The 2,803-nt window shown below is 38.1% G+C and carries 2 protein-coding genes, 2 rRNA genes and 1 pseudogene; 3 read left to right on the forward strand and 2 right to left on the reverse strand.

Features of this window, described 5'->3' with window-relative positions; all coding sequences use genetic code 11:
• The 3 genes from AC1FXP_RS23280 to AC1FXP_RS23290 form a co-directional block, all read left to right on the forward strand.
• Positions 1-212, forward strand: a 16S ribosomal RNA gene (locus AC1FXP_RS23280); the annotation flags it as partial.
• Positions 213-307: 95 nt separating this feature from the next.
• Positions 308-423, forward strand: a 5S ribosomal RNA gene (gene rrf, locus AC1FXP_RS23285).
• 432 nt (positions 424-855) lie between these two features.
• Positions 856-1,800, forward strand: a complete 945-nt coding sequence (locus AC1FXP_RS23290) for an AEC family transporter (protein ID WP_480064306.1) — start codon at positions 856-858, stop codon at positions 1,798-1,800.
• 78 nt (positions 1,801-1,878) lie between these two features.
• Here the strand turns inward: AC1FXP_RS23290 and AC1FXP_RS23295 are convergent, their stop codons facing one another.
• Positions 1,879-2,670, reverse strand: a complete 792-nt coding sequence (locus tag AC1FXP_RS23295) for a DMT family transporter (protein WP_480064307.1) — start codon at positions 2,668-2,670, stop codon at positions 1,879-1,881.
• Positions 2,666-2,803, reverse strand: a pseudogene (locus AC1FXP_RS23300) (IS30 family transposase); the annotation flags it as partial. The gene AC1FXP_RS23295 and the pseudogene AC1FXP_RS23300, both read right to left, overlap by 5 nt.

The following is a 2,803-nucleotide window of genomic DNA, read 5'->3' on the forward strand; positions in this document are numbered from 1 at the left end:
GAAGCCGGAATTGCTAGTAATCGCGGATCAGCATGCCGCGGTGAATACGTTCCCGGGCCTTGTACACACCGCCCGTCACACCACGAGAGTTTGTAACACCCGAAGTCGGTGGGGTAACCTTTTGGAGCCAGCCGCCTAAGGTGGGACAGATGATTGGGGTGAAGTCGTAACAAGGTAGCCGTATCGGAAGGTGCGGCTGGATCACCTCCTTTCTATGGAGTTTAACTCTAGTCGACAGACAACTTCATGTTGTTTGAAGCTTTGGTCTTTTGTTCAGTTTTGAGAGAACCATCTCTTAACTAAATAGTCTGGTGGCGATAGCGAAGAGGTCACACCCGTTCCCATACCGAACACGGTCGTTAAGCTCTTTTGCGCCAATGGTAGTTGGGGGCTTCCCCCTGTGAGAGTAGGACGTTGCCAGGCAAATAAAGCACAACCCTTTAGGTTGTGCTTTTTAATATGCAAAAACAGTATGTTGAAGGAGTTGGAGAGCTCTTTTCAGGAGGAACAGTATCTTTCTCGAGTAGTTCGATGATTACTTTGTGAGTAAACTTCTTGAAATACCTTTTCCCTTAATGTCGTTTCGACAGAAAGATAAAGAGTTTGGACAGCAAATTCAACACTTCCGACAGCAAATCCTTCCAACTTCGGACAGAATATCCAGTTAGTTGGACAGTATTCCCCTGAAGTAACAATAGCAGCATAAATTATATCGTCAAATCAGAGGCTTCAGGTAAAGAAGTCTAATAATATATTGTTGTGTTTGAGTAAATCAATCTAGTTTTCTTCCTATACATATTGCTGTTTCTCCATTTATCGTTTACTATAGTTTGATTGACTACATAGGAGGGCATTATGAATCTACAATCAGTAATTGCATCAGTTAGTGTTATGGCTATCATAATGATTATTGGATTTTTACTTGAACGTAAAACAAAACCGGCCATTGAAGCTAAGCAACTAATTATTCAAATATTAGTTATTTTGGCTGTGCCAAGTGTGATATTAAATGCAATTTTTCAAACGGAGATAACAGATAAGGTTCTTTCTCAAATGGCTTTGATCTTTTTATTTTCTGTAACTATTAATTGTCTGGGTATTCTATTAGGGTTAGTGGTTGCTAAAATTAGTGGATTTACTTCTTTAAAAGCAAGGCAGATTGCTGTATTAGCCGGGTTAGGGAATACGGGCTTTATTGGTATTCCTCTATGTGCAAGTATATTTGGACCTATGGGAGGATTGCTAGCTTCGATTTTTGATGCCGGAATGAGCTTAACTGCTTTTACGGTCGCTGTCTTACTATTGCAAGAAAAAATGAAGTTTTCTTTGGCTAACTTTAAACCTTTATTAAATCCACCTGTTATCGCTATTACATTTGGGTTACTTTTTGCGATTATTGGGTTCGAAGCACCGAGTGTAATCAAACAGGTTTCGGCGACTTTAGCTGGAATAGCTGCACCATTGGCGATGTTATACGTAGGTCTTTTAATTCCATCTATTTTTCAAAAAAATAAAGATGTTGAGAAATTACAGACTAAAAGTGTTGCTCTACCTATTTTCCTAAAACTTCTATTGATGCCTGTTGTAACATTACTCATAATGAAAGGAATGCCTATCGATTCTTTTATGAAAGAGTTAATTATTATCCAATCTGCGATGCCGACATTAACACTCGCAACGGTCTTGTTTGTGCGTTATTCGAATGGCGATCGTTCTGGCTTGATTACTGTTGTGACATCTACAGCTCTTTCTTTGCTCACCATTCCGGTAATAGCTTTCTTGATACAAAAGTTCTTGTAAATCCTGATCCAATTCAAAAATAATTGATTTTAAGGCAAAAGAATCGCACTAAAATGCGATTCTTTTTAAATTTGCCGTTTAACTTACTTTTCTAGCTGATTTATCCTTGCGCTCGATCGTTGGTATTTTAATTTGAACTCTTGGCAATTTGAGCTGTTTATTTACAATTAGAATTCCTACTATGACTAATAGGAGTGATAAAAAGACGATGGGATAAAGTGCCTCGCCTAAATAAACAGAAGATTGAAGGACCCCAAAAACAGGGATAAGAAAATAGTACATTGATATTTTACCTACACTATTATATTTCATTAGAGTGTTCCAAAGAACAAAAGCAACAGCAGATACAAATGCCAAGTAAAAAAGCAACCCGAATGAGTGAAGAGTTATTTCTAGTGGAGCAAGGCCTGATCCTGTTGCACTAATGAATAGAAGCAAGATTGAGCCTAGCAACATTTGATACGATGTTAAATAAACTGGATTTAGCTTAGCGGCTTTGTTTTTGGCGAGAATTCCCCCAAATGCATTAGATATGGATGCTAGTAGAAGTGCTAAGGCTCCAAATCCAAAGGAAAAAGAAAAACTACCGTTTCCAGTTGCTAGGATGACACCAATGAAGCCTAGTGTTAAACCAATGGATTTTTGCCAGTTAAGTCGGTCATTTGTGTACATAAAGTGAGCAATAATAATGGAAAAGAAAGTAGTAGAGCCAGTGATAATCGAGCTTTCAATTCCAGTACTGAGGCTTACTCCTATATGCAACATTAAATATTGTAATGCTGTTTGAAAAAAGCCAATTTGAATGATAGCTAAAAGTGAGCCTTTGATAAAACGAATGCTTCTTTGTTTTATATAAGACGGTTTGTCAATCTAACTGCGACACGTCTTCCCAAAACGCTTCGTATGAAGTTTTCCAACCAAGACATTTTCTTGGGCGATGATTAATTAAATGCAAGGCTAACTCTAAATCTTCTTCTGGTATTTGAGCTAGATCGGTCTTCTT

The organism is Halalkalibacter sp. HAAS-P013, assembly GCF_056619925.1.

Excerpts from the sequence above, each read along its gene's own strand:
- AC1FXP_RS23290 (WP_480064306.1), top strand. The coding sequence starts at position 856 with ATGAATCTACAATCAGTAATTGCATCAGTTAGTGTTATGGCTATCATA.